General features: G+C 61.8%; 24 protein-coding genes. 8 read left to right on the top strand and 16 right to left on the bottom strand.

The window, feature by feature from the left end:
• Positions 1–127 precede the first annotated feature (127 nt).
• A complete protein-coding gene (locus QEZ49_RS11980) occupies positions 128–2,452 on the top strand; it encodes a Tex family protein (protein WP_280387154.1) in 2,325 nt (774 codons plus the stop codon).
• A 264-nt stretch (positions 2,453–2,716) separates the two neighbouring features.
• Here QEZ49_RS11980 and mnhG read toward each other — a convergent pair whose 3' ends face one another.
• The 11 genes from mnhG to rpoZ form a co-directional block, all read right to left on the bottom strand.
• The gene (gene mnhG / locus QEZ49_RS11975; RefSeq protein ID WP_173954026.1) at positions 2,717–3,121 is read right to left on the bottom strand and encodes a monovalent cation/H(+) antiporter subunit G; all 405 of its coding nucleotides are present in this window, start codon (positions 3,119–3,121) and stop codon (positions 2,717–2,719) included.
• Positions 3,121–3,405 carry a K+/H+ antiporter subunit F gene (locus QEZ49_RS11970; RefSeq protein WP_280387152.1) on the bottom strand — a complete coding sequence of 95 codons (285 nt, stop codon included), beginning with the start codon at positions 3,403–3,405 and terminating at the stop codon, positions 3,121–3,123. The genes mnhG and QEZ49_RS11970 overlap by 1 nt, the downstream gene beginning before the upstream one ends.
• The gene (locus QEZ49_RS11965) at positions 3,402–3,899 is read right to left on the bottom strand and encodes a Na+/H+ antiporter subunit E (protein WP_280387151.1); all 498 of its coding nucleotides are present in this window, start codon (positions 3,897–3,899) and stop codon (positions 3,402–3,404) included. Before QEZ49_RS11965 ends, QEZ49_RS11970 begins: the two co-directional genes overlap by 4 nt.
• Positions 3,896–5,593 carry a monovalent cation/H+ antiporter subunit D gene (locus QEZ49_RS11960; protein ID WP_280387300.1) on the bottom strand — a complete coding sequence of 566 codons (1,698 nt, stop codon included), beginning with the start codon at positions 5,591–5,593 and terminating at the stop codon, positions 3,896–3,898. The genes QEZ49_RS11965 and QEZ49_RS11960 overlap by 4 nt, the downstream gene beginning before the upstream one ends.
• A gap of 14 nt (positions 5,594–5,607) precedes the next feature.
• Positions 5,608–5,946 (bottom strand): Na+/H+ antiporter subunit C, encoded by a 339-nt coding sequence (locus QEZ49_RS11955; protein WP_280387149.1) that lies wholly within the window; start codon positions 5,944–5,946, stop codon positions 5,608–5,610.
• Positions 5,946–8,837, bottom strand: a complete 2,892-nt coding sequence (locus QEZ49_RS11950) for a monovalent cation/H+ antiporter subunit A (protein WP_280387147.1) — start codon at positions 8,835–8,837, stop codon at positions 5,946–5,948. The genes QEZ49_RS11955 and QEZ49_RS11950 overlap by 1 nt, the downstream gene beginning before the upstream one ends.
• Positions 8,838–9,279: 442 nt before the next feature.
• A complete protein-coding gene (locus QEZ49_RS11945) occupies positions 9,280–9,714 on the bottom strand; it encodes a hypothetical protein (protein ID WP_280387145.1) in 435 nt (144 codons plus the stop codon).
• 253 nt (positions 9,715–9,967) lie between these two features.
• The gene (locus tag QEZ49_RS11940; RefSeq protein ID WP_280387143.1) at positions 9,968–10,723 is read right to left on the bottom strand and encodes a pyridoxine 5'-phosphate synthase; all 756 of its coding nucleotides are present in this window, start codon (positions 10,721–10,723) and stop codon (positions 9,968–9,970) included.
• A 45-nt stretch (positions 10,724–10,768) separates the two neighbouring features.
• Positions 10,769–11,350 carry a DUF2062 domain-containing protein gene (locus tag QEZ49_RS11935; RefSeq protein WP_280387141.1) on the bottom strand — a complete coding sequence of 194 codons (582 nt, stop codon included), beginning with the start codon at positions 11,348–11,350 and terminating at the stop codon, positions 10,769–10,771.
• A gap of 76 nt (positions 11,351–11,426) precedes the next feature.
• Positions 11,427–13,691 (bottom strand): bifunctional (p)ppGpp synthetase/guanosine-3',5'-bis(diphosphate) 3'-pyrophosphohydrolase, encoded by a 2,265-nt coding sequence (locus QEZ49_RS11930; RefSeq protein ID WP_280387139.1) that lies wholly within the window; start codon positions 13,689–13,691, stop codon positions 11,427–11,429.
• 103 nt (positions 13,692–13,794) lie between these two features.
• On the bottom strand, positions 13,795–14,229 hold the full coding sequence (gene rpoZ / locus QEZ49_RS11925; protein WP_068459096.1) for a DNA-directed RNA polymerase subunit omega: 435 nt from the start codon (positions 14,227–14,229) through the stop codon (positions 13,795–13,797).
• A 429-nt stretch (positions 14,230–14,658) separates the two neighbouring features.
• On the opposite strand from rpoZ, the gene QEZ49_RS11920 reads away from it, so the two are divergent.
• Together QEZ49_RS11920 and QEZ49_RS11915 are read left to right on the top strand one after the other, a co-directional pair.
• A complete protein-coding gene (locus QEZ49_RS11920) occupies positions 14,659–15,303 on the top strand; it encodes an NYN domain-containing protein (protein ID WP_280387136.1) in 645 nt (214 codons plus the stop codon).
• A 15-nt stretch (positions 15,304–15,318) separates the two neighbouring features.
• Positions 15,319–16,017, top strand: coding sequence for a uracil-DNA glycosylase (locus QEZ49_RS11915; protein ID WP_280387134.1), 699 nt, complete (start codon positions 15,319–15,321; stop codon positions 16,015–16,017).
• Positions 16,018–16,056: 39 nt separating this feature from the next.
• On the opposite strand, the gene QEZ49_RS11910 is transcribed toward QEZ49_RS11915, so the two are convergent.
• From QEZ49_RS11910 to dapA, 4 genes are all read right to left on the bottom strand, one after another.
• A complete protein-coding gene (locus tag QEZ49_RS11910; RefSeq protein ID WP_280387132.1) occupies positions 16,057–16,650 on the bottom strand; it encodes a peroxiredoxin in 594 nt (197 codons plus the stop codon).
• Positions 16,626–17,207: a peroxiredoxin gene (locus QEZ49_RS11905; RefSeq protein ID WP_280387130.1), complete on the bottom strand. Its 582-nt coding sequence runs from the start codon at positions 17,205–17,207 to the stop codon at positions 16,626–16,628. The genes QEZ49_RS11910 and QEZ49_RS11905 overlap by 25 nt, the downstream gene beginning before the upstream one ends.
• A gap of 3 nt (positions 17,208–17,210) precedes the next feature.
• Complete coding sequence (gene smpB / locus QEZ49_RS11900) at positions 17,211–17,687, bottom strand: SsrA-binding protein SmpB (RefSeq protein WP_280387128.1); 477 nt, start codon at positions 17,685–17,687, stop codon at positions 17,211–17,213.
• Between the two features lie 78 nt (positions 17,688–17,765).
• Positions 17,766–18,656 carry a 4-hydroxy-tetrahydrodipicolinate synthase gene (dapA, locus tag QEZ49_RS11895; RefSeq protein ID WP_280387125.1) on the bottom strand — a complete coding sequence of 297 codons (891 nt, stop codon included), beginning with the start codon at positions 18,654–18,656 and terminating at the stop codon, positions 17,766–17,768.
• A gap of 352 nt (positions 18,657–19,008) precedes the next feature.
• On the opposite strand from dapA, the gene QEZ49_RS11890 reads away from it, so the two are divergent.
• Both QEZ49_RS11890 and QEZ49_RS11885 read left to right on the top strand, forming a co-directional pair.
• Positions 19,009–21,327, top strand: a complete 2,319-nt coding sequence (locus QEZ49_RS11890; protein ID WP_280387123.1) for a lytic transglycosylase domain-containing protein — start codon at positions 19,009–19,011, stop codon at positions 21,325–21,327.
• Positions 21,328–21,422: 95 nt separating this feature from the next.
• On the top strand, positions 21,423–22,346 hold the full coding sequence (locus QEZ49_RS11885) for an alpha/beta hydrolase (protein WP_280387121.1): 924 nt from the start codon (positions 21,423–21,425) through the stop codon (positions 22,344–22,346).
• 21 nt (positions 22,347–22,367) lie between these two features.
• Here QEZ49_RS11885 and QEZ49_RS11880 read toward each other — a convergent pair whose 3' ends face one another.
• On the bottom strand, positions 22,368–23,186 hold the full coding sequence (locus tag QEZ49_RS11880) for a YdcF family protein (protein WP_280387119.1): 819 nt from the start codon (positions 23,184–23,186) through the stop codon (positions 22,368–22,370).
• Between the two features lie 187 nt (positions 23,187–23,373).
• Here QEZ49_RS11880 and QEZ49_RS11875 point away from each other — a divergent pair, with 187 nt between their 5' ends.
• From QEZ49_RS11875 to QEZ49_RS11865, 3 genes are all read left to right on the top strand, one after another.
• Positions 23,374–23,757: a DUF1622 domain-containing protein gene (locus QEZ49_RS11875; RefSeq protein ID WP_280387118.1), complete on the top strand. Its 384-nt coding sequence runs from the start codon at positions 23,374–23,376 to the stop codon at positions 23,755–23,757.
• A gap of 448 nt (positions 23,758–24,205) precedes the next feature.
• Positions 24,206–25,714, top strand: coding sequence for a globin-coupled sensor protein (locus tag QEZ49_RS11870; protein WP_280387116.1), 1,509 nt, complete (start codon positions 24,206–24,208; stop codon positions 25,712–25,714).
• 231 nt (positions 25,715–25,945) lie between these two features.
• The gene (locus QEZ49_RS11865) at positions 25,946–26,923 is read left to right on the top strand and encodes a hypothetical protein (protein ID WP_280387114.1); all 978 of its coding nucleotides are present in this window, start codon (positions 25,946–25,948) and stop codon (positions 26,921–26,923) included.
• Positions 26,924–26,964 lie beyond the last annotated feature (41 nt).

Genomic DNA, 26,964 nt, shown 5'->3' with positions numbered 1-26,964 from the left:
CCTCCCCCTATAAATGCCACTATTGAGCGAAAAGTCGCTTGCCGGCGCCGCAATCCACATACCATTTGCGCGCACTTGACCACCCTGCCCCAAGCATTGCATGAGGCCCGTTCCGAAGGAGCGCAGCATGGACAAAATCAACAATCGCATCGCCGCCGAGCTGAACGTGGGCGCCAATCAGGTGCTGGCCGCAGTGGAGCTGCTGAATGAGGGCGCCACCGTCCCGTTCATCGCGCGTTACCGCAAGGAAAAGACCGGTGGCCTCGACGATACGCAGCTTCGCAAGCTGGAAGAACGGCTAGGCTATCTGCGCGAACTGGAAGACCGGCGCGGCACGGTGCTGAAAACCATCGAAGGCCTTGGCAAGCTCACGCCGGAACTCGCGCGCCAGATCGACGGCGTGAGCACCAAGATCGAGCTTGAAGATCTTTATGCGCCTTACAAGCCCAAGCGGCGCACCCGTGCGCAGATTGCGCGCGAAGCAGGCCTTGAACCGCTGAGCGACGCGCTGCTGGCAAACCCGAATCTCGATCCGGTTGCGGAAGCGGCGAAATACATCAACGCCGAAGGTGGCTTTGGCGATGCCGATACCGCGCTGGAAGGCGCGCGCCACATTCTCATCGAGCGCATTGCGGAAAAGCCCGAAGTCGTCGGCGGCTTGCGCGAATGGATGTGGGGCGAAGGCGAGCTGAAGTCCGCCGTGCGCAAGGGCAAGTCCGGCGAGGGCGAAAAGTTCGCCGACTACTTCGCGTTCGGCCAGCGCATTCAGGATATGCCATCCCACCGCGCGCTTGCCATGCTGCGCGGCGCAAATGAAGGCGTGCTCGATCTCGATCTCGACATCGCGCACGAGAAGGACAAGCCGCATCCGGCGGAAGGGCGCATCAAGAGCACATTCGGCATCGCCGAGCGCGGCCGTCCCGCCGATGCCTGGCTGGGCGAAACGGTGCGCCGCGCCTGGAACGACAAGCTTTCCGTATCGCTGCAGTCGGGCCTGCTTGCGCGCCTCAAAGAGCGCGCCGATGCCGAAGCAATCACGGTGTTCTCACGCAACCTGAAGGATCTGCTGCTGGCTGCACCCGCTGGCCCGCGCACGACGATGGGGCTCGATCCGGGTATCCGCACCGGCGTCAAGGTTGCCGTGGTCGATGCCACCGGCAAGCTGCTCGACACCACCACGATCTATCCGCACGAGCCGCGGCGCGACTGGCAGGGTTCACTCGCAGCGCTGGCCATGCTGTGCAAGAAGCACCGCGTTGAAATCATCAGCGTGGGCAACGGCACCGGCAGTCGCGAAACCGACAAGCTGGTCGCCGAACTGATCGGCAAGATGCCGGACCTGAAGATCATCAAGGCGATCGTGTCGGAAGCTGGCGCGTCGGTCTATTCGGCGTCGGAACTGGCCGCCAACGGATTTCCCGATCTCGACGTCAGCCTGCGCGGCGCCGTTTCCATCGCGCGGCGCCTGCAGGACCCGCTGGCGGAGCTGGTCAAGATCGAGCCCAAGGCCATCGGCGTCGGTCAATACCAGCACGACGTCGATCAATCCGGTCTCGCCCGCTCGCTTGATGCCGTTGTAGAGGACTGCGTGAACTCGGTTGGCGTTGACGTGAACACTGCTTCGGCCCCGTTGCTGGCGCGCGTGTCCGGCCTCAACCGCACGCTGGCTTCCAACATCGTTGCCTTCCGCGACGAGAACGGCGCGTTCAAAACTCGCACGGCACTGAAAAAGGTGCCGCGTCTTGGCGCCAAGGCGTTCGAACAGGCGGCAGGCTTCCTGCGCATCATGGACGGCAAAAACCCGCTCGATGCATCCGCGGTGCATCCCGAAGCCTATATCGTGGTCGAGAAAATCGCCGACGCGACCAAGCGACCGCTGAAGACGATGATCGGTGATCGCGCGTTCCTCAAGTCTGTGCGGGCGGCCGATTTCGCCGATGAAGCGTTCGGTATTCCCACCATCACCGACATTCTTGCCGAGCTCGAAAAGCCCGGTCGCGACCCGCGTCCTGAATTCAAGACCGCCACGTTCCAGGATGGTGTCGAAACCATCGGCGATCTGGAACCCGGCATGCAGCTTGAAGGTGTCGTCACCAACGTCGCTGCGTTCGGAGCGTTCGTCGACATCGGCGTCCATCAAGACGGGCTGGTGCACGTGTCGGAACTGGCCGACCGCTTCGTGAAAGATCCACACGAGGTAGTGAAGGCTGGCGACGTGGTGAAGGTACGCGTGAAGGAAGTGGATGTCGCCCGCAAGCGTATCGCGCTGACGATGCGTTCCGGCGCTGTTGATCGCTCTGCATCCGGCCGAAATGACCGGCAGGCTTCGCCGCCACCATCCCAGCGCAGCAGTGGCGCGCCGATCCCGCGTCAGTCGTCACCATCGCAGTCGGGTGGAGAAAGCGCTCTGGCCGCCGCACTCAAGCGCGCACAGGAAAAAGGCCGGCACTAGGCCTAAGCCATTGACGCTTCGGGCGCTGTCAATCCGAAGCGTCACCATCGGTCTCAGCACGTGGTTGGAGCGTGATCGCACCTGAAAACGCGATCACGCTTTACCACACCGATGCCGTCGCAATGCGAATTGCATACATCGCACTACGATGCTGCCGAAAATGTCGCCAACGGAAATGCAGCAGTCATGATGCCGGGCGGGCCGCAGGGGCGATGCCCTGCCCGCCCCGCTGTAAGGCAAAGCAGAAGTTGCCGTAGCCGCCGGCTATGACGTCGGCTGATCCGACTCGGGCAATGGCTCCGGCCGTTCGGCCTCCTCCGGCAGACCGGGAGGAACCGGCACACTCGGATCACCGATAGCCCAGTCGCGCCGCAAAGCAGCGCTGACGAGCAGCATCAGCGTAACCGGCGTCGTTATGGTGACGAAGATGGCAATCAGCACCTCGTGCACCACCAGCCGCTGCTTCACCACGGAAAAATACAGCATCGACGCCAGCAGCACGCAGCCGATGCCCAGGGTGGTTCCCAGCGTCGGCGGATGCACGCGCGAATAGAAGTTGTTCAGCCGCACCAGACCGATGGTTCCGATCAGCGTCAATGCTGCGCCCAGCAGCACAAGAATGGACGTAACGATCGCCACCCAGGCGGGCAGAGTGGGAGAAACCTCCATCATTCGATTGGCTCCCCGCGCATAAGGAACTTGGCGAGCGCGGCCGTGGCAACAAAGCCCACCAGCGCAATCACCAACACCGCCTCAAAATAGAAGATGTCCGATGTCTCGATGCCGAACGTGAGAATGAGGATCATGCCGCACACATAGAACGCATCGAGCGCCAGCACGCGATCCTGCGCCCGCGGTCCCTTCAGCATGCGATAAGCCGCGCACGCCATGGCCAGCACGATCATCATTTCAGCGGCCGCGACCGACCATATAAGAATCGAATGTGCCGTCATTCGAAGATCTCCTTCAGCAGTCGCTCGTAGCGGTTCTTGATCAGGTCAGTCCATTCATCCTCGTCAACAAGGTCCAGCACGTGCAGCAGCAGTTCGCCCTTGGCGCTGTCGAAATTGACCCAGACAGTGCCCGGCGTGGAAGTCACCACGCACGCCAGAATCGCCAGCGCGTATTCGTTGCGAATATCCAGCTTGACGTAGAGAAAGCCCGACTTCGCAACCCGCCCCGGCGTCAGCACGATGCGCGTCACCGCAATGTTGGAACGGATGATGTCGTACAGGACGATGAATGCGAACTGCACCAGCAGGTGCAGGTTGCGCACCTGACCGGAGGGAATCTGCAGCGATGAAATCGCAAGACCACCGGCAACGCCGATGATCGAGCCAAGGATCAGATGTCCGGCCGAAAGAGACTGATTGAGCAGCAGCCACATGATCAGCAGAAACGCCGACAGCAGCGGATAAGGCAGCACCCGGCGGGTTAGCACGCTCATGGGCTCACCTCCTGCGTGGCGGGTGCCGTGGCAGGCTGGCCGTCGATCACCGGTTGCTCAGGGCGTTTGCGCGGCACATCCAGCACACCGCGCACGTAACCTTCCGGCGCATGAATGCTCTTTGCCGTCGCGTCCATGAAGCGCGCCACCGGCCCCGCTTGCACCGTCAGCGTTGCACACAGCAGCAGCAACGAGACGATCGGCACCATTTCCAGAAAGCGCACCTTCGGCACCGTGCTTTCCATCGGCACCCAGAACACGCGCACACCCGCGCGCGCCATCGCCACCATGACGGCGAAGCCGGAAATAAGCAGCATAGCCATCAGCGTCCAGCTCAATGCCCCGAGCGTCGGCGTCGTACCGTTGACCTCATGGGCACCGACAGCAACGCCATCGGGCAGAAACATTGCGTGCAGCATAAGGAACTTGGCGACGAAGCCGGTCAGCGGCGGCAGTCCCGCCAGCAGCAGCGCGCACGCGGCAAAGCCAATGCCGAGAATGGCCATCGTTGCGGGAATGGCGATGCCCACCGGGTCGGCAGCGTCCGGTTCCTCTTCGTCTTCCTCGCTCAGGGCTTCGAAGGTGACAACCAGCACGTCGGCGCCCGGAATACGGCCGCGCTCAATAAGATCGATCAGCAGGAAGAACGCACTGACGGCCAGCGTCGAACTGATGAGATAGAACAGCGCGCCGGCGGTCACGCCCGAACTGCCCGCAGCGATCGCCGCCAGCAGTGTGCCAGACGAAATGATCACGTTGTAGGCGGCCATGCGCGGCAGATCCTGAGACGCTAGCAAGCCGATGACGCCGAATGCCACCGTCAGGATGCCGCCGACAAGCAGCCAGTTGCTGCCGAAGAAGGCCGAAGCGCCCGCGTCCACGCCGAACACCATCGGCCACAGACGCAGGATCACATACACGCCCACCTTGGTCATGATGGAGAAAATGGCCGCGACCGGTGGCACCGCCAGCGCATACGCCGATGGCAGCCAGAAGCACAACGGCCACATGCCGGCCTTCACCAGGAACGCGACGCCGAGAATGGCGGCGCCCGCCTCCATCAGCATGCGCTCATCATCCGGCAGGATTGGCACCCGCGCCGCCAGATCAGCCATGTTCAGCGTGCCCGCAGCGCCATAGATGAGGCTGGCGCCGATCAGGAACAGCGACGACGCGGCGAGATTGACCGCGATGTAGTGCAGGCCCGCCTTCACACGCGGCGCGCCCGATCCGTGCAGCACCAGACCGTAGGACGCCGCCAGCAGGACCTCGAAGAACACGAACAGATTGAACAGATCGCCGGTGAGGAAGGCGCCGTTGAGCCCCATCAGCAGCAGCTGCACCAAGGCATGAAAGAACATGCCGGCGCTGTGCCAGCGGGCGATCGAATATAGCTGCCCCGCCAACACCACCGTACTGGCCAGCACCAGCATCAGCGAAGAAAGCCGATCGACCACCAGCACGATGCCGTAGGGCGCGGCCCAGTTGCCAACCAGATAAACGCTGATCGCTGCGGGCTCGCCTGCAGGCGCGCTGTCGGCGAACAACAGCAGCGACACGGCAATGCCGAGCGTCATCATCGTCGAAACGACGCCAAGCACGGCCTTGATGTTTCTGCGCCGTTCCCCCAGCGCAACCATGATCGCCGCCGTTGCGAGCGGCAACAGGATCGGCGCGATGGCGAGACTATTCATATTCAGCGTCACGGTCAGGATTCTCGCCCATCGACATGGTCGTTACGCGTCAGGCCGCGCGCAACCAACAGAACAACCAGAAAGAGTGCGGTCATCGCGAAGGTGATGACGATGGCCGTCAGCACCAGCGCCTGCGGTACCGGGTCGGTGTAGTGAGCCAGCGTATTTGGCACCCCCTTCTCCAGGATCGGCGGCGCATCGGTGCGCAGCCGCCCCATCGAAAAGATAAACAGGTTGACCGCATAGGACAGCAGCGAAAGCCCGATCAGCACCTGATACGTGCGCGAGCGCAGGATCAGCCAGATGCCGGAACCGGCAAGCGCACCGATACTGAGAGCCAGAATGATCTCCATCAGGTGGCCTCCTCGGCAGCAGCGGCTTTAGGCTTGCGGTGCGTACGGATCGACTGGTGAGCAAGCGCGATGATGATCAGCACCGTAGCGCCGAGCACAATCGCCAGCACGCCCAGATCGAACAGCAGCACCGTCGACAGATGCAGCGACCCAACGACCGGCAGATGCAGATCGTAGGCGAAGGCCGTCAGGAACGGATAGCCGAACGCCAGCGCGATGCCGCCGCCGGCCAGTGCGAACGCAAAGCCAACCGCCATCCAGCGCAGCGGGAACACGCGAATGCGGTCTTCCACCCAGGCCGCGCCGCCGCCCATGTATTGCAGGATGATGGCGATCGCCAGCGTCAGTCCGGCCACGAAGCCGCCGCCGGGCAGATCATGGCCGCGCAGGAACAGATAAATTCCGAGCGTGCCGATGACCGGGAACAGCAACCGCATGATGACCGACGGGATCAGCAGGTAGTCGGCAATCGTTTCGCCCGGCCGCCGGTCAGGATGATCGACGTCGAACGCCTCCTGAATACGCTTCTGCTCCGGCGACCCGATGCTTTCCGGCGACGGCCGGAAGCGGCGTAACAATGCGAACACCACCAGCGCCACGATGCACAGGACCGTGATTTCGCCCAGCGTATCAAAGCCGCGGAAGTCGACCAGAATAACGTTGACGACGTTTCGACCGCCGCCTTCAGCATAGGAGCGATGCAGGAAGAACTCGGCCAGATTGTACTGCGGCGCCGGACGCGTCATCACCGCGAACGCCAGCATGGCGAGGCCAGTGCCGACAACCATCGCGATGGTCAGATCGACATAACGGCGCATCAGCATGGACGAGTCCGTCTTCAGCAGACGCTCATCGCGCTTTGGCAGCCAGCGCAGACCCAGCAGAATCAGCACAGTCGTCACCACCTCGACGAGAAGCTGCGTCAGCGCAAGATCCGGTGCCGACAGGTAGATGAAGGTGAGGAAGGTGGCGATGCCGGCACCGCTCATGAAAATGAGCGCCGCCAGCCGGTGGAACTTCGCCTGATAGGCGGTCGCCAGCGCGCACACGACGCCGATGATCCAGACCAGCGCGAACGCCGCATCGATCTTCGTCAGTTGCAGCGTTTCAGGAAACAGCGTCCGGCCGACCAGAGGCGCCAGCCCTGCCACGAAGGCAAAGCAGACCACCGAGCGCAACTGCGGCTGCAACGAACGCGTGCCGATCCACCGCATCGCCGAACGCGCCGTCGCGCCGACAAAGTCGGTCGGGATCAGTTCGCCCACCGCCGGCCACGGCATCCTGCGGTTGTCAAAGTTGTAGAGCTTCAGGAACGCATAGACCGCGATGCCGCCCGCCATCGCCACGATACTCATCACAAACGGCAGCGTGAAGCCGTGCCAGATGGCAAGGTTGAACTTCGGCGCCGTTGCACCCAGCACCGAGGCGACCGCGACATTGAGGAACGGACCGATCGTGTAGTTGGGGAACATGCCCACCAGCAGACACACAACCACCAGCAACTCGATGGGGAAACGCATCCAGTGTGGTGGTTCGTGCGGCTCATGCGGCAGGTTGGTCGGCGGCGGACCGAAGAACACATCGCGGATAAACCGCAGCGAATAGGCCACGCTGAACGCCGCCGCCACGGTGGCGAAGTATGGCAGCAGCGTATCCATCAGCGAGCCATCGTGGGTTTCGATGGTCTCGGCGAAGAACATTTCCTTCGACAGGAAGCCGTTGAGCAGCGGCACACCCGCCATCGCCGCAGCCGCCACCGTAGCCAGCGCTGTCGTCACCGGCATGTATCGGTAAAGCCCGCTGAGCTTGCGGATGTCGCGCGTGCCGGTTTCGTGGTCGATGACGCCTGCCGCCATGAACAGCGACGCCTTGAAGGTCGCGTGGTTCATCACGTGGAAAATAGCCGCCACTGTCGCCAGCGGCGCATCCATGCCCAGCAGCAGCGTCGTCAGCCCAAGATGGCTGATGGTGGAATAGGCCAGCACGCCCTTCAGGTCGTTCTGGAACATCGCCAGATACGCGCCGGTCACGAAGGTGATGAGCCCGGTCGTTGCCACCAGCCACAGCCATGCTTCCGTGCCCGACAGCACCGGCCACAGGCGGATGAGCAGGAAGATGCCCGCCTTCACCATCGTTGCCGAATGCAGATAGGCCGAAACCGGCGTCGGCGCCGCCATCGCGCGCGGCAGCCAGACGTGAAACGGGAACTGCGCGCTCTTGGTGAAGGCGCCGAGCAGGATCAGGACCAGCGCCGGCAGATATAGATCGTGCGAACGGATCAGCACGCCCGACGCCAGCACCTCATCCAGATCGTAGCTGCCGACGATCTCGCCGAGCACCAGCACGCCGCCAAACAGGCACAATCCGCCCGCCGCGGTGATCGTCAGCGCCAGACGGGCACCCGACCGCGCACTTGCATCGTGATGCCAATAGGCGATGAGCAGGAATGAGAAAACGCTCGTCAGCTCCCAGAAGAAGACGAGCTGGATCAGGTTGCCGGAAAATACGATGCCCAGCATGCTGCCCATGAAGGCGAGCAGAAACGAAAAGAAGCGCGGCACCGGATCTTGCGGCGACATGTAATAGCGCGCGTAAAGGAACACGAGGCCGCCGATACCGGCAATGAGCAGCGCGAAGATCCACGACAGACCATCGATGCGCAGGACGAAGTTCAGCCCCGCAGTGGGCATCCATGCCCATTCGCTGCGAACGACCTGCCCGTCGGTTATTGCCGGATAGAGAACGCTGAAGATGCCAATTTCCGCAAGCGCGACACTCCCGGCGAGCCAGGCTTCGAGGTTACGGGCATTGGTCGGAAGCAGCGCAGCGACGAGGCTGCCTAGGAAGGGAATCGCGATTGCGGCGAGAAGCAGCGACTCGTTCGATATCATCGTTCAGCGAAAACCTTCTCCCCTGGGACCAATCGCACGTGCACACGACAAGTCGGCACCAACCACACGCTGCGGTGTTATCCGCAGATCAGAATATTGCGTGGCGATTCTGGATTACCATCGATTCCCGGCCCAGCAGTGCCGATTTTTTGCACCACTGATGCCAAACGGCACCCTTAGAGTCACAGCGGAGCAAACGACGTATCTCCGGTCAACCCGACTGAGGTCAAATCCCGGTGTACACATCCGCGCACCCGGTGCTTTTCAGCCATAAAACTCCGGTCGTCAGCTCAATGAATCTAGGCGCGCCTGTCGCTCATGCGCTGGCAAACGAAAAAGCGCCGCGGCGGATCGCTGCGGCGCCTTTGACAAAAATATCTTTTCCAATCCGGCTACGATCCGACGGCGGACGTCAGTTCCGCCGTCGGCTTGGCACCACTGCTCAACGATTCAACCGCTCACAGTGCGGGTTGAGATAATAGGTCAGCATCAGCATCGCCATCAGTATGGCCGAGAACAGGGCCGCAATGGCGCCCAGCACCCCACTCGAAACGTAGGTCGCCGCATTATCCAGCACCTCCTTGGCGGCAAGGCTGCCAGCCACGGATGCGATCAGCGCATAGACGATCACGACCGAAGGAATATTGAATTCATTGAGGCCGATCCCCGCAATGCGGTTGATGATCGTATTGCGGGCAAACAGCGCCGCCAGTGTCCCGCACAGGCCTGCGATCAGCGCCAGCCACGTGGGCGCGGCCGAAGCAGCACCGAGGATCGCACCGACAATCGCACCCACCACCACCGACACGAGCAGCATGACGATCAGGTTTGCGGACGTGCTTCGCTCCGGAACAATCGAATGTGTGATGTCTGCCATGCGAGATCTCCGTTGGGATTGGGGCCAAGCCAGCTCTTGGCCTGCCATCCGATAGGAAATCATCGTGCGCCCCGAGTCATTGCTGGCCCGCGAATGCCAAGCATCCGACCTAGCTCAAATTCAAGCGAAACAATGCCGATATTTTAGCTTGCCGCCGGAGCAGGCACTCCGCGCCAGTTACATTGCGCTCCGGCAAAAAATCGCGCGCCTTGGAGGGACCGCGCTCTTCGCCAATCGGGCTAATTCAGTGACCTCAGTCTCCTGCCCGGGCAGCATCCATCAGCGCGCGCATGCGCGTCACCGAAGTCGCCAGGCCATCAAAGATCGCCTCGCCGATGAGGAAGTGCCCGATATTCAACTCAACCATCTCCGGCAGCCCGGCCACTGCCCCCACCGTATTGTAGGTCAGGCCGTGCCCCGCATGCACCTCAAGCCCTGCGGCATGGGCCAGTCGGGCCGCATCGGTGATGCGCTTCAATTCGTGCGCAACCGCGCCGGAATTTTCTTCCAGTGCACGCTCGCAGTAGGCCCCGGTATGCAGCTCGACGATATCGGCGCCCAAACGGCTTGAGGCTTCGATGGCCGCAGCATCCGGCTCGATGAAAAGCGAAACACGGATGCCCGCCTGCTTCAGCTCGCCCACCAGGCGTTCCAGCCGCGCGCCACCGCCGACGACATCAAGACCGCCCTCGGTCGTGCGCTCCTCGCGCCGCTCCGGCACGATGCAACATGCGTTCGGACGGTGCCGCAGTGCAATGGCCAGCATCTCATCGGTCGCCGCCATCTCCAGATTGAGCGGCCGGGTCAGCTCGGCCTTCAGGCGCGCGATATCGCCATCGCGGATGTGACGCCGATCTTCGCGCAGATGTGCGGTGATGCCATCGGCGCCGGCAGCGATCGCAAGATTTGCTGCGCGCACCGGATCTGGATGCGCGCCGCCGCGCGCGTTCCGCACCGTCGCTACGTGATCGATATTCACGCCAAGGCGCAGTTGGGCAGAGTTAGACATGTGATGCAAACCGGGATGAGGAACTTGAAGCAGCTTTCCTGAGCATCATTCCGACGCTGCAGTGCCGCTAGCCATATGGCGGGAGCGCCAGGCGCGCACCGAATTGCGCGAAACATAGTAGACGATCGCTGCCGTCAGCAGGCCAATGGGCAGGCTGCCGGCCAGCATCGGCCACAGTAGCGGCCAGAACAGCGCGGCGGTAGCATCCAGCAGCTGCGGCGAAGGGTCGAGCAGCGCATTGCCCAGCAACTCGATGTTGCGTTGCACCGCAGCGGCATCGAATGCGCCTTCCAGCCCAACCATCTGCAGGCCCATCAGATAGGTAGAAACCCAGATAAACGGCCAGCTCAGCGGATTGCCGATGAATGTTCCCACAATGGCAGCAGGCACGCTGGCGCGCAGCACAAACGCCATCACAATGGCCATCAGCGTCTGGACACCCAGAAGCGGCGTGATGGAAACGAAGGCACCCAGCGCACATCCCAGCGCGATCTCGTGGGCCGTAGCACGCTGTTGCAGCATACGGCTGATGGACTCGCGCGTACCCTGCAACCAGCCCCATTGCTTGAATGGCGCCAGCAGAGCGCCAGAGCGCTCCGTCAGATTATGCGGGCGGGATTTGTCCATACCTTAAAATGCTACTCCAATCCCGGCTGGGACGTCCGGCCGGGCTTCAACCCTATCCGCCTGCCAGATTCTGGTATCAATCGAATACCCGTTCAACCTTGTTGACCACTGCTTTCTCGCGAAGCCCCGCGATGATGTGGTTCAAATGCACCAGATCGAGCACTTCAAGTTCGATCCGCATCTCGGTGAAGTCGGAAGCGCGCCGCACCATGCGCACGTTATCGATGTTGCCGCCGGCCTCTCCTATTACTTTGGAAATCTGCGCCAAAGTTCCAGGTTCGTTCAATGCGGTAACGCTGATGCGGGCCGGAAACCGTTGCGGCGTATCGGGATCGACGTCCCAGGTCACATCGATCCAGCCTTCATGCTCGTAGTCGCGCAGGTGCGGCGAATGGATCTGGAAGATGCGGATGCCCTCGCCCGGAATCATCACGCCGACGATGCGGTCGCCCGGCACGGCGCCGCCCGGCTCGAACGTCACCGGCAGATCATCGCGCACACCGCGAATGGCTAGGCCACTGCTGGCCCCGGCGACACTCTCGACGTTCTCGTCGCCACCTTCGCGGAATTTCAGGCTCATCACCCGGTCGATGTTGAACCAGCCCTCCTGGCCGCTCGCGCGACCGAAGCGCCGGGTGCGCCGGTAGCCTTCCTGCTTGTTGGCCGCCTGCTCCAGCGCTTCGGGGATGGCCGCCTTCAGCACGTTCTCGATATCGAGTTCATCACGTCCAACCGCAGCCAGCACGTCGTCCGCCGATTTGTAGCCCAGACGCGGCAGCGCCTTTTTCAGCACCTCGTCGGTCAGCTCCTCGCCCAGCCGATCGAACTGTGCCGCGATCAATCGACGGCCAAGCTCGGAATACTGGCGCCGCACCGCGTCACGCGCAGCACGGCGGATCGCCGACCGGGCGCGCCCCGTAACAACCAGATTTTCCCAGGCCACCGGCGGCGTATGATTCTTCGCCGTTTCGATCTCGACCTCGTCGCCATTGCGCAACGTGCTGTCGATGGGCACGCGGCGGCCATTGACGAACGCGCCCACCGCCGCGTTGCCAACGTCGGTGTGCACCGCATAGGCGAAGTCGAGCGGCGTCGCCCCGCGCGGCAGCGCGATAAGCCGGCCCTTCGGCGAAAAGCAGAACACCTGATCCTGAAACAGCTCAAGCTTGGTGTGCTCCAGGAATTCTTCCGAATTGGAGCCTTCCAGCAGCGTTTCAACCAGACGGCGCAGCCACACATATGGGCCACTGTCGCGCTGGAATTCATCCGACGACTGAACCTGCGACTGGGTCTGCGCATTAAGCCGCGCCGCATCCTTGTAGATCGCATGCGCCGCCACACCGTATTCGGCGATCTCATGCATCATGCGGCTGCGGATCTGCAGCTCGACGCGCTGATGGCGAGGGCCGACGATCGTTGTGTGGATCGACTGATAGTTGTTCTGCTTCGGCGTCGAGATGTAGTCCTTGAAGCGGCCCGGCACCGTGCGCCAGGTGGTGTGGGCGACGCCCAGCACGCGGTAGCAATCGTCGATCGACTTGGTGATGACACGGAAGGCGTAGATGTCCGAGAGCTGCTCCAGACTGATCTGCTTGTTCGCCATCTTGCGCCAGATGGCATAGGGCTTCTTCTCGCGCCCTGAAACCTCGGCATCGATCCCGACCTCGGCCAGCTTCGCGGCCAGCGCAGCGCGGATCTCTTCGACAAGGTTCTGGTTGGTCTTGCGCAGCTCAACAAGCTTGGCAGTCACCGCTGCATAGGCGTCCGGATGCAGCCAGCGGAACGCGTGGTCTTCAAGCTCTTCGCGCACCTGCTCCATGCCCATGCGGGCCGCCAGCGGAGCATAGATATCCAGCGTTTCTTCCGAAATGCGTTTGCGCGATTCCGGCTTCATGTATTCCATCGTGCGCATGTTGTGCACACGGTCGGCCAGCTTCACCAGCAGCACCCGGATATCGCTGGAGATGGCGACCAGCAGCTTGCGGAAGTTCTCCGCCTGCTCGGCCTTCTTGGTCACCAGATCGAGGCGACGGATCTTGGTCAGCCCGTCGACAAGACGGCCAATTTCGGCACCGAACAACTGGTCGATCTCCGCCCGTGTGACCGGGGTATCCTCGATGACATCATGCAGCAGCGCCGTGACGATGGTGGCATCGTCAAGCTTCAGGTCGGTGAGGATTGCTGCAACTTCCAGCGGGTGCGAAAAATAGGGATCGCCCGATGCGCGCTTCTGGTTGCCGTGCGCCTTCATGGCGTAAACGTAGGCGCGGTTGAGTAGCGCCTCGTCCGCCTTCGGATCGTAGCTGAGAACCCGCTCAACGAGTTCGTACTGCCGCATCATGGCCGCGGTTTCCTTGGAAGCCGCTGCCAGAACCTGCCCCCGCAGCGGACATCAAAACCGCTGCAGGCGCCGCTCTAAATGTTCAACGGCTGGGCTTGAATGCTCAGCGACCGCGTTCGCGCGGGGCACCGGTGGGGCCGGTGTTGGCTGACGGCTCAGTCGGCGTCATGCTCTCAAGGCCGCGCAGAAGCTGTTCTTCGGTCATCACGTCGACAACCGTGTCGCTGGATTGGTCGTCCCGGCCAAGAATGGGGCTGCTGCGGCGATCCGGCGGCAGAAGCGGCGCGGCGACGGCCTCGGGCTCATCAACCTCGACGTTCTTCTGGATCGAGTGGATCAGCGACTCGCGCATATCCTCAGTCGGGATGGTCCGCTCGGCGATCTCGCGGAGCGCAATAACAGGGTTCTTGTCGGCGTTGACTGGAACCGTGACCGCGCTGCCTTCCGCAATGGAGCGTGCGCGATGGGCCGCCAGCAGAACCAGCTCAAAGCGGTTCGGGACCTTATCGACGCAATCTTCAACGGTAACGCGCGCCATCAGCGACACCCCTTATAGCGATTATCTGGGACGGTACAAAAGCGTACTCACTCCGACCCGGAGCCGGAACGCACACTTTTGGACACTTCTAGTTGCATGAAATATGCTGCAACGCAAGCTACGAAGAAGCATTGGTGATGCTTCAATCTCTTGCTATGTCATTAATATGGTCGCCATGTGCGACAAGTTAAACTATGCCATTGAATGACGTCGTGGTCGGATCGATATCAATTTACTGCTGCTAAGTCCCTGAGATTTCTGGTGCTTCACATTGCCGCCAGATATGAAGACAATATAATGTTTTGCCAGCGACCGAAGATGATAAGAAACCGACAATTGGTGAGCGGCTCCTATTTAGAGTCTCACCTCCATTTCAAATACATCTACTGCGAATGTGCTTGCCGGCACTAGCGGCCTAAGGGTGAACGAATGCATTTCTATCAATCCGAACGCATCGCCCTGTTTATCGACGGTGCCAATCTCTACGCGACAGCCAAGTCGCTAGGGTTCGATATCGACTACAAGCGCCTGCTAGGTCTGTTCCGACAGAAGGGTCAGCTCGTTCGGGCCCTGTACTACACGGCACTGGCCGAGGATCAGGAATATTCATCGATCCGTCCGTTGATCGACTGGCTCGATTACAACGGGTTCACGATGGTGACCAAGCCCACCAAGGAATTCACCGACGCCGCCGGTCGGCGCAAGGTGAAGGGCAACATGGACATCGAGCTCACGGTCGATGCCATGCGTCTTGCCGCTTCGCTGGATCACATCGTGATCTTCTCCGGCGATGGCGACTTCCGCAGCCTTGTTGGTGCCCTCCAGCAGATGGGCAAACGCGTGTCCGTTGTGTCGACGCTGCAGACGCAGCCGCCAATGGTCGCCGATGAGTTGCGCCGTCAAGCCGATCAGTTCGTCGATCTGGCCGATCTGGAGCAGCAGATCTGCCGCGATCCGTCCACGCGCGTGGGTCGCGAAGACACCCGCCGCTCGGGCTTCGGCGGTCGTGCGCCGTCGTACTCTCGCGATCAGGCGGCCTATGAAGACAACGACGATCTGCCGGAAGAAGTCTGATAGGCTTCCGGTATGATGGACGCGGGAGCGGCTCAATTCGCGCCTGAGGCGCCGAAGCTGTGCGGCCTGTGCCCGCGTCTCGTCGCCTATCGCGACGAAAATCGCCTCAAGGCACCCGACTGGTATAACGGGGCTGTTCCATCCTTCGGGGATGAAACGGCCCCTTTGCTTATCGTCGGTCTCGCGCCGGGCGTGCAGGGCGCCAACCGCACCGGGCGTCCCTTCACCGGCGATTATGCCGGCGAGCTGCTCTATTCGACCCTGCTGCAATTCGGCTTTGCCAAAGGCAAATTCGATGCCCGCCCCGATGACGGCCTCAAGCTGGTCGGCTGCATGATCACCAATGCGGTGCGCTGCGTGCCGCCGCAGAACAAGCCGACGCCGAAGGAAATCGCCACCTGTTGCGATTATCTGCGCGCCCGCATGGCCGCGCTGCCAAACCTGCGCGCCATCGTTGCCCTCGGCCGCATCGCCCATGACAGCGTGCTGTCGGCATTCTCATGCCGCAAGGCGCTGTTCCCATTCTCGCACGGCGCGCAACACGACATCGCAGCCGGTGTGCGGCTGTTCGATAGCTTCCATTGCTCGCGTTACAATACGAACACGCGGCGCCTGACGCCCGAGATGTTCCACGCCGTTTTCGCAGCAGTGCGCGATGAGCTGAATAACGGCGTTCCTGCCCCGCCAAAACGGCGCGCCAGCAAGCCAGCGTGACGGCCTGCTCAATAGCTGCCGCCAGCGCGAAAAACGCTTCTAAATTTGCCCGCTATTGAGAACGCGGCGCTTTTCATCCAGCCAGTCGAGAATTTCGCGTGCATGCTCGCCGGGGCGCTCAACCGGATGGAACGTGTGCGCGATGATGCCGTCGCGGATGAACAGCGTCAGCCGGCGCAGGTACAGCTCGTTGCCAGCCTGAAAAGTCGGCAGCGCCAGTGCGCGCTGGAACGCGAACATTTCATCGCTCAAAAGCTGAAACGGCACCGCCAGACGCGCAGCCAGTTCCTGCTGGTGTTCATCCGACTGCGTGCTGACGCCAAACACTTCGATTTTCTGGCTGCGGAACTTCAGGTAATGGTCGCGGAAGCCTTCGGTTTCCGGCGTTGAGCCGTGGGCGCCTGGAATGTCATCCCAGCCCGGCGGATCGGAAACGCCTGGACGGCCCGTCCACGGGTACACGTACACGACAGCAGCCCCGCGCCGTGTCGCCAGGTTCACGCCTTCACCGCGATGGGAAAGCAGCGTCACGTCCGGCAACTCGACACCCGAAATCAGGTGGCGCACGGCCGCGTCGTCGCTATTCGCAGTGCCGCTATCAGCATCACTCATGTTCGATGTACTTTCAGCCATTCCAACACTTCAGCAGCATTCCGGTCGGGCGGCCAGACGGGATAAAACACGTGCGCGATGCGCCCGTCGGCGATGATCAACGTCATGCGGCGCAACAGCACCGTATCGGCCACGCTCATGGTCGGCAGCCCCATAGCGGTCGCGAACCTGAGCGCCGCGTCCGACAGCAGTGCAAACGGCAGATGCAGCCTTTGGGCTGCTTCGCGTTGATCGTCCGGCGTCTGTGTCGAAAGACCGAACACATGCGCTGCGCCCGCGTGCAGTAGCTCCGCATGATGATCCCGGAAGGCGCAGGCCTGAGGTGTGCACCCGCGTGCGCCTGGAATATCATCCCAGCCCTCCGGCAGTGCAATGCCAGGCTTTCCGGTCATCGGATAGATGTAGACGACTGTCCGACCAGTCAGCGTCGCCAGCGAAACCACTGAGCCATCGGTTGCCGGCAGCGCGATGTTCGCGACGACTGCGCCACGAAGATGATCGGCCGCGCCATCGTCCTCCGGACGCGGCAAGCGTGACCAATCAACGTTCTGCAACGCGTGCGCATCGGGGCCGGACATCGATCACCCCTTGTCGCGCATGATCCGCTGCTTTTCACGATCCCAGTCGCGCTTCTTGGCCGTCTCGCGCTTGTCGTGCAGCTTCTTGCCTTCCGCCAGCGCGATCTTCAGCTTGGCGCGGCCCCGCTCGTTGAAATAGAGCTCCAGCGGGATCATCGTCATGCCGCGCCGCTCAATCGCGATCGCCAGCTTATGGATTTCCTTGGCGTGCATGAGCAGCTTGCGCTTGCGCCGCGGCTCGTGCTGGTAAAACGGCCCCGCACCCTTGTACTCGGGGATGTACGAGTTGATCAGCCACACGCCGCCATCCTCAATCGAGGCATAGCTCTCGGCGATATTCGCCTGGCCCTTGCGTAGCGACTTAACCTCGGTGCCCAGCAATTGCAGGCCCGCTTCCAGCGTTTCGTTCAGGAAGAATTCGTGACGGGCCTGCCGGTTTTCGGCAACGATGAGGCGGCCGTCCTTTTCCTTGGCCGCCATGGCCGCTGTCCTTTTCGATTGAACGGGGCCGGCCGCACATCATGCGAGCCGCCCCACTGCATATTGTTGTTCTGTCAGTTATTCAGCCGCGCGCGCCTGAACAAGACCGACCTGCGCCAGCGCCGCATCGACGGTGCGCTTCGAAGCTTCCGAAATCGGCACCAGCGGCAACCGCGTATCCGGCTCGCAAAGACCAAGACGGTAAGCGGCATACTTCACCGGCCCCGGATTGGCTTCGCAGAACATGGCGTCGAACAGCGGCATCAGGCGGTCCTGAATCTCCAGCGCCTTCTTGAAGTCGCCAGCAAGACACGCGTTCTGCAGTTCCGAGCACAGACGCGGCGCCACGTTGGACGCCACCGAGATGCAGCCAACGCCGCCGTGCGCGATGAAGCCCAGCGCCGTCGCGTCTTCACCCGAAAGCTGGATGAAGTCACGGCCCAACGCCACCCGCTGCTGCGCCGGACGGGCCAGATTGGCGGTTGCATCCTTCAGGCCGACAACGTTCTTCAGCTCATAGCACCGGGCCATCGTCTCGATGCTCATATCGACGACGGAACGGCCTGGAATGTTGTAGATGAAGATCGGAATGTCGATAGCGTCGTTGATCGCCTTGAAGTGCTGATAAAGCCCTTCCTGCGTCGGCTTGTTATAATACGGCGTCACCACCAGCACCGCATCGGCACCGGCCTGCTGGGCATGCTTGGCGAAATCGACCGCCTCGCTGGTCGCATTCGAGCCCGCGCCCGCCATCACCGGCACACGCTTTTTGGCCGCCGCGATCGTCACCTCGACAACCCGTTTATGCTCATCGTGCGACAGCGTCGGGCTCTCGCCCGTTGTGCCGACCGGAACCAAACCGTGCGTGCCTTCGCTGATCTGCCAGTCGACGAAGCGGGCGAGCGCCGCCTCATCCACCTGACCGTTCTTGAACGGTGTGATCAGCGCGGTGAAAGATCCCTTGAACATGTCCCCGATACCTTGCGAGCTGAGAAGCCCATTCTTACGCGGTCTAAAAACCGAATGTGAGAGGAAAAAATACCTTAACGCCTTGCTATCGCCCAACAGGACAGCATGCTCAGCGCCTTGTCCCTTGTTGGGGGAGTTGGTATTTTTAATGGCGCGTTGGTGATGGTGGAGTCGCAGCGCCCTGTCGAGCGGGACATTAGGGCCTTGCCATGGGCCCCGCAACCCGGACGGGCCCGCAGTCCCTGTGGAAGGACGGACATTGCCCCAACCCAAGCCCCGATTGCAGAAAATTCCGGCTAACCACCGGTTTGACCGCGCCTTGAAATCCGCGTCTGCGCAACGGTGGCGACGCATGTCGCTGTCCATCGCCGCGCTCTGTCTGCCCCTTGGCGCTGCCACGTCGCAAGCTGATTCGAATCAGCCCCAATCCAGCATCGTGCTCGCCCAGGCCGCCATACCCGTTGCGCCCGCCCCCAAGGCCGCTGTGCGCGCGCAGCCCCCGACGCCGCAAGCTAAGGCTCAGCCTGCGCCGAAGTCCAAAGGCACCGCCGGGGACGCCACCCCGACCGCGAGCAAAAATGCAGCGGTGAACGAGAAGGTCGCCGCCGCTGTCAAACGCGAGAACGCGTACATGGGCAAGCTGGACGGCCTCGTTGCACCGCTCTCCAACTACAAGATTTCCGATGCCGACATCGCCAACATCCAGGCCGCCTTCAAAGCGCTGGCCGCTGGGGATGTCGATCGCGCCAGCGAGCTGCAGCGGGCTGTCACCGACCCGGCCGGGCAGCGCCTGATCACATGGGAACGCCTGCGTCGCGGCAAGGGCGCCACCGCCAAGGACTACATGGCGTTCCTCTCCGAAAATCCGGACTGGCCCAGCCGCGAATTGCTGACCCGGCGCATGGAGGAGCAACTCTTCACCGAAGGCGGTGACACCGACACCCTCTCCACCTTCTTCAAAGATGGCAACGCCCAGAGCGCCGCCGGCATGGCCGTTCTTGCCTCAATGCATCTGGCATACGGCGAACAGGCTCAGGCGAAAGAGCTGGCGGCAAAGATCTGGCGCGAAGAAGACCTGCCGGAGAAACTGGAGAAAGGCTTCCTAGCGCGCTTCGGCAAAATGCTGACGGAAGCCGACCATAAATGGCGGCTCGATCGCCTGCTGATCGACGACCTGCGTTACAAGGCCAGCCGCGAGGAACGCGCAGCACTGGCAAAGCGTGTCATTCCACATCTGTCCGACAGCGAACAGAAGATCGCCGACAAGCGGCTTGCCGTTTTCCTGCATAACGACAAGACCAAGCTTGGCGACGTGAAGCCCGGCAAGGATGCCGACTGGGGCGTCGTATTCCACAAGATCCAGAAGCTGCGCCGCGCCGGCGAAATCGACGAAGCTGCCAAGCTGATGCGCAGCGCGCCGCGCGATCCGCAGCAGGTCGCAAACCTCGATGAATGGTGGACCGAGCGGCGCAACCTTGCCTATCTGGCGCTGAAGGAAAACAAGCCGAAACTCGCCTATGAGCTGGTGCGTGATGCCGGCCCGCTGGGTGCGAACGCGCTCAACGACCAGACCTTCATGGCCGGCTGGCTGGCCCTGCGTTATCTGCGCGATGCCAAGGCGGCGGAAAAGCACTTCACCGATCTCATCGCCAACGCCGATGGCCCGCTGTCACGCGCCCGCGGCAACTACTGGCTGGGGCGCACCGCCGAGGTCAGGGGCGACAAGAAAGCTGCGCGGGCCAGCTATGAGAAAGCCGCCAGCTTCAACGATACATTCCACGGACTGCTGGCGCTCCAGAAGCTGAACCCCGGCTCACGCGCGCTGCGTTTCGATCCACCCGCGATGCCGTCGGCTGATCTCGCCAAGCGCTTCACTTCCCATCCGGCCATGCGCGCTGCTGCGATTGCTGACAGGGCGAAACTGGGCCGTCACATAACGCGTGTATTCCTGCTCAGCGGAGCACGGATCGAAAACGATGAAGCATGGGCTGCGATGGCCGCGCATCTGGCACGCGTAACCGATGACACACAAACCAGCGTACGCATCGGCAAGGCTGCCATCGCGCGCGGTCTCAATCTCATCTATTACAGCTATCCCATCCACGCGCTGCCGAAGTACGACCCGCTCCGGCCACCACCGGAAACGGCATATCTGCTGGGTCTTGCGCGGCAGGAAACCGAATTCAACACATCAACGGTTTCGGGCGCAGGCGCTCGGGGCATTCTGCAGGTGATGAAGATCACCGCCAATCACGTCTGCAAGGACTACAAAATCAAATGCAACCACGGGCGGCTGCTCAACGATGCGTCGTATAACACGATGATCGCATCTGCTTACGTTGCCGACCGGCTCGACGACTGGAAGGGATCGTACGTCCTCGGCCTGCCCAGTTACAATGCCGGACCGGGACGCACGCGCCAGTGGGTGCGCGAGTTCGGCGATCCGCGCGAAGCCGGCATCGATCCGGTCGACTGGATTGAACGTATCCCGATCGAAGAAACGCGCAGTTATGTTGCGAAGGTGCTGTCCAACATTCAGGTTTACCGTGCACGTCTCGGCGTCGATTCCCCGTTGCGCATTGAGGACGATCTTTACCGTGCCGCCGCCCACAAACCACGCCGCCCAGTAACCGGCGGCAACACCGACACCGCCGATTCCACCAGCGACTGATCATCCGACTGCCGCCGTTCGCCTCACTTCGACGCGTCACGGCTGCAACTGCAATTGTCTTCAATGTCCATCGGGACGGGTAGCCAGGTAAACCAATGACGTCGACGTCCGGCGAACTCTACGACGACATCTACTACACGTCGCGCGATGGGCTGCGGCTCCATGCGCGCAAGTATGCAGCACCAGCCGGAGCGCCACCTGCGCGCCCGGTGCTATGCCTTGCAGGGCTGACGCGCAACGGCCGCGATTTCCACGATCTGGCCGTTTCCCTGAGCCGCCATCAGACATCACCGCGCACCGTATACACGCTGGACTATCGCGGTCGTGGCCAGTCGGACTTCGACCCCGACTGGCGCAACTATTCCCTGCCGGTTGAAATGCTCGATGTGCTCGATTTCGTCACGATGACCGGACTGGCGAATGCCGCGTTCATCGGCACGTCGCGCGGCGGGCTCATCACCATGCTGATCGCCGCCGCTCAGCCCACCGCTATCGGCGTCGCGGTGCTCAACGATATCGGCCCCGTTATCGAGCACGAAGGGCTCACGCGCATCAGCAGCTATGTCGGGCGCATGCCGCTGCCTATATCGTGGGACGATGCAGCTCGCATGGCACGCGATCTCAACCGGCGTCAGTTCCCGGCCCTCGGCGATGATGTCTGGGCCGAGCTGGCGCACCAGTGGTACAACGAGAAAACGCGCAAGCCCGCGGCTGGCTACGATCCAAACATCGGCAAGGCGTTGTCCATTCTCGATGGTCCGATGCCAACGCTGTGGCCCCAGTTTGAGGCTCTAAAGCGCGTGCCGCTGCTGGTGCTGCGCGGCGAGAACTCGGATATTCTGACCGCCGCCACGGTTGATGAAATGCGCCGCCGTCACCCGGCCATGGCAACAGCTACGGTTGAACAGCAAGGCCATGCCCCGTTGCTGAAGGACACACCGACAATCGAAACCATCCGCCATTTTCTCGCGGCGACGGACGTCGGGGCCCAGACCGCTGCAGCCGTTTCAGCGTACTGACCAGCAGGGCAGCGCGCAGCATCACTCGTTGTGTGCGGCGGCTGGATCAGCCGGAGCAGGAAACAACGCGTCGGTGCGCCCGCTCAGCCAGTTGAACACAAGACCGATCCACTCCTTGCCCGCAATATCAACTAGGTTCAGCCCCTGGACGGGGTTATCTATCGGGGACCACATGTCACCCCATCCAAGTGTGCGATAGTCAACCGGCCATGGCTCGACGTCAAAACCAGCCTTGCGGAAATTGCCGATAGCACGGGGCATATGCCAGGCTGACGTCACAACCACCCAGCGCTCGCCGGGTTTTGGCTGCACCAGATCCCTCGTAAAGCGAGCATTCTCCCAGGTGTTGCGTGAGGCACCTTCCAGTATCAGGCGATCATCCCCTATGCCGAGGCCACGCAGCACCGCGCCACCCGCTTCGGCAATGCTCACAGGCTGGCGCAGAATTTCCGTCACCCCGCCCGCATAGACAACCTTCGCCGCCGGATAGCGGCGCGCCAGTTCAACCGCTTCCGTTATGCGCTCCCCTGATCCACTCAGGCCGTGCACGCCGCGGCCGGCCGCAATACGTGCTTCCTCGCCGCCGCCCAGAACGATGATGCCATCGATCGGCCTGTCGCCCAGCGCGGGCCGATGAAAGCGCTCCTCAAGCGGCACGATCATCCACGTGCTCAGCGGTGATATCCCGCCGATAACAAGCAACGCCAGCGCTGCAATCAGCAGGCCTTTCGCCGTGCGTTGAAAGCGCGTCGCCAGCAATAGCAGCCCGACTGTCAGCAGCAGCACCAGCAACATCCCCGGCCGCGACATGCCCCAGAACAGTTTCGAGATGTAGTACAAAGCCGAGCTCTCCCTCGATCGGGGCCACGGGTTCTGGCCACCGCAACCGAGCGCTGCGGTTTTCTCGCCTAGCATCTCTTACCCGGCGCGTTACCGGTTCTGAAACCCCTGCCGGGTCAGTGTGGTTATCGGCAACCGCCGCTGTCGATACATGCAATCAGGACCATCGGTGAATTACGGGGCTTCCATGATCGAAATCGCCCGCGTTACGAGCGAGGCGCTCGATGTTGTAGCGTTTGTGGTCATCCTGCTCGCGGTCGCGGTCTCAACGGCTGTGTTCCTCACCAAGGTCGTGCGCTCCGGCTTCCTGGCCAATTACCGCGAGTACCGCGCCAACCTCGGCCGCGGCATCCTTATCGGCCTGGAAATTCTGATCGCCGCCGACATCCTGAAATCCGTCGTGGTCGATCCCACGGTGGAAGGCATCATCGTTCTCGGCGGCATCGTCGCCATCCGCACCTTCCTGTCGATCTCGCTTGATGTTGAGATCAACGGCCACTGGCCCTGGCAGTCCACGCGGCTGGCCCAGGAAAACAGTCCCACCTATCCGCAACAGCAAGACGTCGCCTGATCGGTTTGGCCTAGAGTGCTTCCGGAAAAGTGGGAACCGGTTTTCCGGGAGGAAGCACGATAAAACAAACATCCAGAGCCGTTCCGCGTTTCAACGAAACGCCGAAAGGCTCTGACGCCACGAACCGTCGATTGCCCTCGCCCCGCCGCCCGCTCCTCTCCGGCAGCCGCTGCCCGCGCACAACGACGCGCGGCCGCCAATGCGCGCGTGTCGCCAAGAGCTTCTTGCTCTCCTACAGCCGGCCAAATCCCGTCCGCCGCTCGCGGTTATTTTCCCCCAACCAGCAATCGAACAGCGTTCACTTCAACAAGCTTCACGCAAGGAATCCCCCCTAGCGTCCAGACGCATACAGATCATCGGCGCGCACGCACATCACTAAAGGGCGCGAAAACTCCCTCTCGTCGATGCTTTGACCATCCCTCACCGGACCAACCATAGAGCCATCCCTATGTCGAAGACATACGACGCCGATCTCGCCCAGCGCCTTGAATTCATGGAATTGACACCGGATTCCATCGCACTGATCCGCGAACTGAAGACGCTTATCGATCGCGAACTTCCCAACGGGCTGGAAAAATTCTACGAGCGCCTGATCCGGACGCAGCAGGTCAAAAAGTTCTTCCCCTCCGATGTCGCTATGGCCCGTGCCAAGGGCGCGCAAGCGAACCATTGGCGCACAATCAGCGCCGGCGCGTTCGATGAGCAATATGTGCAGAAGGTGCGCACCATCGGGCTCACCCACGCGCGCATCGGCCTCGACACCCGTTGGTATATCGGCGGCTATGCAATCATCCTTGAGCACCTTGTCCGCTCGGTCGTCAACGAGACCTGGCCGAAAGGCATGATGATACGTCGCCAGAAATATTCCGGCGATGATGTCGGCGCTTCACTCGGTGCACTGCTGAAAGCGGTGTTGCTGGATATGGATCTTGCAATATCGGTCTATGCCGACGCCGCCGAAGATGCGCGCATCGCTTCCGAAGCTGAAGCGCAGGCCAAGGAGCGCACGCTCGTCACCTCATCATTTGGCGCAGCACTGGCGCGTCTCGCCGATAAAAGCCTCGATTATCGCATCAACGAGGCGATGCCGCAGGCGTACAATCAACTTCAGTCCGATTTCAATGCCGCAGTCGAGCAGTTGCAAAGCGCATTGCGCAGCGTGCGCGAAAGCAGCGATGGCATCGCCGCCGGTACGCAGGAGATCGCGGTTTCGGCCAATGCCCTGTCCCGCCGGACGGAACAGCAGGCCGCAAACCTGGAAGAAACCGCTGCCACCCTTGAAGAGCTGACGCAAACGGTCAACAAGACGGCGGAAAGCGCCGCCAGCGCGCGCCTCGCGGTTGCACAAACCAAAACGGACGCTGAACTTGGCGGCAAGGTCGTGCAGCAGGCTATCGACGCGATGGGCCGCATCGAGCAATCATCCGATCAGATCAGCCAGATCATCGGCCTGATCGACGAGATTGCATTCCAGACCAACCTTCTCGCTCTCAACGCCGGTGTCGAAGCCGCGCGCGCCGGTGAGGCCGGGCGTGGTTTCGCGGTTGTTGCATCGGAAGTGCGCGCACTGGCGCAACGGTCTGCCGAAGCCGCCAAGCAGATCAAGGAGCTCATCTCCACGTCCACCGGCGAGGTCGAGGAAGGCGTCAAGCTGGTGGCCGAAACCGGCAAGGCACTGCACCGCATCGTCGATCGTGTCGGCGAGATCAACACGATGGTTGCCGACATTGCCTCCGGCGCGCAGGAACAGGCGATGGGCCTCAAGCAGGTCAATGAAGTCATCAATCAGATGGACCAGACCACCCAGCAGAATGCAGCCATGGCGCAGGAGGCCACCAACGCCAGTCAGGCGCTGGCCGGCGAAAGCAAGCACCTTGAGCAGCTTGTGAACCAGTTCAATCTCGGCGGCAGCGCCGGTCACAGATCGGCGTCACGCCCAGGCAATCGGGCCGCCTGAATCCGGCTGCAACAACGCAGCGGTTTTCGGCACTGACGCGATTTAAAAGGCGGGGTCTTCGCAGGTCCCGCCTGATTTGTTTCTGCGGGCTTAAACGAAAGCCGGGTCAGTTTGGGCCCGCTGCGAAAAATTGCATGGACACCCCCCGTGGTCGTGGGCGATCAATCGGGCGGCGGGCGCACCAACAAAACGACTGTGCCCGGCAGCGCCATCCGCGGGGACACACATCAAGTGATCACGTCTCGATATCAGACTGCCTCGCACGGGCCGGACAGCGGCTCGGACATCGCGTTCCAGTCGGCCACGGGATTGCATATCCATGCGACCGACAGCCCGGATAGCCCAATCCTGGAAACGTTCTATGCCGGTTATGACCGCGCCTTCGTCCTCGCCAACGAAAAAGAGGAACTGTCCGGCTTTCGCGAGTGCCTCGCCCTCAACCATGGCGCCGCTTACGAAGACCTCGCACGACAGTACGGGCTTTTTCGCGAGATCGTGGCGATCGCATTGGACCCGGAAAGCGGCCGCTGCATTGCCGGCGCCAATCTGATTGCCTTCCCCGCGCGGGAGCGCACAGGTCCGCAGGCGCTGCGCGCAACCATCAATCTCAATTATGTGTTTGTCGCGCCGGAAGCCCGTGGCCAGGGGCATTTGCGGCGCATGGCAACAGCCGTCAGCGAGATTGCATCCGCGTGGCTTTTTAACGATGCCACATCGGACCAGCCGCCAGCACATCATGACACGCTGGTGTTCATCGAACAGAACGATCCGCTGCGCATCAGCCGCGCGGATGCCGAGAAGGACACGGCCCATTCCGGTATCGGTCAGTTTGATCGCATCCGCATCTGGACCGCCCTCGGTGCCCGCATCATCGATTTCCCCTATGTTCAGCCGCCTCTTTCAGAGCAGCAATCCGCCGACGACAGCCTGCTGTTGTCGGTCTACGGTGCATTGCCGCCACGGCTCGACCCTTGCGACTTCCACCACCATCTGGAACGCTTTTTCGCCATATCAGTGCTCAAGGGGCGTGATCTGATGCAGGAACCGGTAGCTGCATCGCAGGTGCAGCTGCTCGAAGCTGCGTGTCAGGCCCAGCGCCCGTTCGCACTGCTCGATCCTTCGACTGCGCTTGACGAGGCAGAACATGCCTATGCCAAAAACAATGCTGCTATAGGTTCGTTGAGGGAATTTTTGCGCCCTGAAGTTTGAGGGCATCACGCATACTAAGAGTGCGAATGAAGCGCTGTCAT

The sequence above is a fragment of the Hyphomicrobium sp. D-2 genome (genome assembly GCF_029872155.1).
Lineage (GTDB): Bacteria > Pseudomonadota > Alphaproteobacteria > Rhizobiales > Hyphomicrobiaceae > Hyphomicrobium_A.
The sequence above is the reverse complement of the archived record's forward strand: the minus strand, read 5'-3'. Positions and strand labels throughout refer to the sequence as shown.

Bases quoted from the DNA above. Each gene is read 5' to 3' on its own strand.
- QEZ49_RS11980 (WP_280387154.1), top strand. From the start codon at position 128: ATGGACAAAATCAACAATCGCATCGCCGCCGAGCTGAACGTGGGCGCC.
- mnhG (WP_173954026.1), bottom strand. From the start codon at position 3,121: ATGGAGGTTTCTCCCACTCTGCCCGCCTGGGTGGCGATCGTTACGTCC.
- QEZ49_RS11970 (WP_280387152.1), bottom strand. From the start codon at position 3,405: ATGACGGCACATTCGATTCTTATATGGTCGGTCGCGGCCGCTGAAATG.
- QEZ49_RS11965 (WP_280387151.1), bottom strand. From the start codon at position 3,899: ATGAGCGTGCTAACCCGCCGGGTGCTGCCTTATCCGCTGCTGTCGGCG.
- QEZ49_RS11960 (WP_280387300.1), bottom strand. From the start codon at position 5,593: ATGAATAGTCTCGCCATCGCGCCGATCCTGTTGCCGCTCGCAACGGCG.
- QEZ49_RS11955 (WP_280387149.1), bottom strand. From the start codon at position 5,946: ATGGAGATCATTCTGGCTCTCAGTATCGGTGCGCTTGCCGGTTCCGGC.
- QEZ49_RS11950 (WP_280387147.1), bottom strand. From the start codon at position 8,837: ATGATATCGAACGAGTCGCTGCTTCTCGCCGCAATCGCGATTCCCTTC.
- QEZ49_RS11945 (WP_280387145.1), bottom strand. From the start codon at position 9,714: ATGGCAGACATCACACATTCGATTGTTCCGGAGCGAAGCACGTCCGCA.
- QEZ49_RS11940 (WP_280387143.1), bottom strand. From the start codon at position 10,723: ATGTCTAACTCTGCCCAACTGCGCCTTGGCGTGAATATCGATCACGTA.
- QEZ49_RS11935 (WP_280387141.1), bottom strand. From the start codon at position 11,350: ATGGACAAATCCCGCCCGCATAATCTGACGGAGCGCTCTGGCGCTCTG.
- QEZ49_RS11930 (WP_280387139.1), bottom strand. From the start codon at position 13,691: ATGATGCGGCAGTACGAACTCGTTGAGCGGGTTCTCAGCTACGATCCG.
- rpoZ (WP_068459096.1), bottom strand. From the start codon at position 14,229: ATGGCGCGCGTTACCGTTGAAGATTGCGTCGATAAGGTCCCGAACCGC.
- QEZ49_RS11920 (WP_280387136.1), top strand. From the start codon at position 14,659: ATGCATTTCTATCAATCCGAACGCATCGCCCTGTTTATCGACGGTGCC.
- QEZ49_RS11915 (WP_280387134.1), top strand. From the start codon at position 15,319: ATGGACGCGGGAGCGGCTCAATTCGCGCCTGAGGCGCCGAAGCTGTGC.
- QEZ49_RS11910 (WP_280387132.1), bottom strand. From the start codon at position 16,650: ATGGCTGAAAGTACATCGAACATGAGTGATGCTGATAGCGGCACTGCG.
- QEZ49_RS11905 (WP_280387130.1), bottom strand. From the start codon at position 17,207: ATGTCCGGCCCCGATGCGCACGCGTTGCAGAACGTTGATTGGTCACGC.
- smpB (WP_280387128.1), bottom strand. From the start codon at position 17,687: ATGGCGGCCAAGGAAAAGGACGGCCGCCTCATCGTTGCCGAAAACCGG.
- dapA (WP_280387125.1), bottom strand. From the start codon at position 18,656: ATGTTCAAGGGATCTTTCACCGCGCTGATCACACCGTTCAAGAACGGT.
- QEZ49_RS11890 (WP_280387123.1), top strand. From the start codon at position 19,009: ATGTCGCTGTCCATCGCCGCGCTCTGTCTGCCCCTTGGCGCTGCCACG.
- QEZ49_RS11885 (WP_280387121.1), top strand. From the start codon at position 21,423: ATGACGTCGACGTCCGGCGAACTCTACGACGACATCTACTACACGTCG.
- QEZ49_RS11875 (WP_280387118.1), top strand. From the start codon at position 23,374: ATGATCGAAATCGCCCGCGTTACGAGCGAGGCGCTCGATGTTGTAGCG.
- QEZ49_RS11870 (WP_280387116.1), top strand. From the start codon at position 24,206: ATGTCGAAGACATACGACGCCGATCTCGCCCAGCGCCTTGAATTCATG.